This is a genomic window from Mesorhizobium sp. M7A.F.Ca.CA.004.06.1.1, assembly GCF_003999135.1.
Lineage (GTDB): Bacteria > Pseudomonadota > Alphaproteobacteria > Rhizobiales > Rhizobiaceae > Mesorhizobium.
Genome location: NZ_RZPQ01001043.1, coordinates 1 through 1,578 on the forward strand (window position 1 = coordinate 1; position 1,578 = coordinate 1,578).

The 1,578-nt window shown below is 68.8% G+C and carries 2 protein-coding genes and 1 pseudogene; all 3 read left to right on the top strand.

Going from position 1 to position 1,578, the window contains the following annotated elements; translation table 11 throughout:
* On the top strand, positions 1 to 842 hold an 842-nt coding region (gene exbB, locus EN906_RS33590), incomplete at its 5' end, for a tonB-system energizer ExbB (RefSeq protein WP_245484390.1).
* A gap of 4 nt (positions 843 to 846) precedes the next feature.
* The gene (gene exbD, locus EN906_RS33595) at positions 847 to 1,314 is read left to right on the top strand and encodes a TonB system transport protein ExbD (RefSeq protein WP_127268059.1); all 468 of its coding nucleotides are present in this window, start codon (positions 847 to 849) and stop codon (positions 1,312 to 1,314) included.
* Positions 1,311 to 1,578 (top strand): annotated as a pseudogene (locus tag EN906_RS33600) (energy transducer TonB); the annotation flags it as partial. The gene exbD and the pseudogene EN906_RS33600, both read left to right, overlap by 4 nt.

Below are 1,578 nucleotides of genomic sequence, written 5' to 3' on the forward strand. Positions count from 1 at the left end.
CCCCAGCGCCGATTGCCCCCGCCCCCCCCGCACCGGCAGTCGCCCCGCCCGCCACGATGGCGCCTTCGCAGCCAGGCACCCAGCCGAACACGGGCGCGCCGTCTGAGGCCGGACCTTCGACGGCGATGGAGTTGACCTTGCCGCATGACCTGTCGCCATGGGGCATGTTCATGGCGGCCGACATTGTCGTCAAGGCGGTGATGATCGGGCTGGCCTTTGCCTCCCTCGTCACCTGGACGATATGGCTGGCCAAGTCGCTGGAGCTTTTCGGCGGCAAGCTGCGCATCCGTCGCGCCGTGCGGGCGATCGGCGAGGCCGCCACGCTGAAGCAGGCCAGCCGCACCCTCGACCGCAGCGGCGGGCCCGGCGCGCTGCTGGTGCGGGCGGCCGAGGAGGAGACCGCACTCTCGGCCGGCGCGCTCGATCATGTCTCGGGCGATGGCCTCAAGGAACGGGTCACGTCGCGCCTGTCGCGCATCGAGGCGGCGGCGGCGCGGCGCATGTCGCGCGGCACCGGCGTGCTGGCGACGATCGGGTCGACCGCGCCCTTCGTCGGCCTGTTCGGTACGGTCTGGGGCATCATGAACGCCTTCATCGGCATCTCGCAGGCGCAGACCACCAATCTCGCAGTGGTCGCGCCGGGCATCGCCGAGGCGCTGCTGGCCACCGCGATGGGCCTGGTCGCGGCGATACCGGCCGTCGTCATCTACAACGTCTTTGCCCGCTCGATAGCCGGCTATCGGCAGATCCTCGCCGATGCCTCGGCCGGGGTCGAACGGCTGGTCAGCCGCGACCTGGACTTCCGCACCGTCGCGCCGGCAACGCCACTGGCGGCGGAGTAGCGCCATGGGAAGCAGAATCCGACAGACCATGGATGACGATCTCGAGGAAAGCCACGAGATCAACGTCACCCCGTTCATCGATGTCATCCTGGTGCTGTTGATCATCTTCATGGTCGCGGCGCCGCTGGCCACGGTGGATGTCAATGTCGACCTGCCTGGTTCGACGGCAACGCCCGCGCCGAGGCCCGAGACACCGCTGTTCCTGACGCTGAAGAACGATCTGACGCTGGCGATCGGCAATGACAGCGTGCCGCGCCCGGCTTTCGCCACGACGCTGGACGCCAAGACCAAGGGCGACAAGCAGACGCGCATCTTCCTGCGCGCCGACAAGGCGGTCGCCTATGGCGACCTGATGGAGGCGATGAATCTATTGCGCGGTGCCGGCTATCTGAAGATCGCGCTGGTGGGCCTGGAGACGGCTCCCGCGTCCAATGCCCCGGCGCCCGCAGCCACTGGTGCGGCGGCGCCATGACGCAAGCGGTCGCCGTGCCCTCGGTCCAGCTGTCGCGCTTCGGTTGGCGCGACCTTGGCTTGTGGGCCGGTGCTGCCGCGCTGGTCCTTGGAGCCCATGTCGCGGTCGCCTATGCAGTGCAGAACCTCACAATGGTCACCGAAGCGGATGGCGGTCCACCCCCCGCGCAGATGATCGAGATGGCACCGATGGTGGTGATGCCGGCCGTGGAAGAGCAGGTCGCCGCGCTGGACGCGGTGACGCCAGATCAGACCGAACCGACAC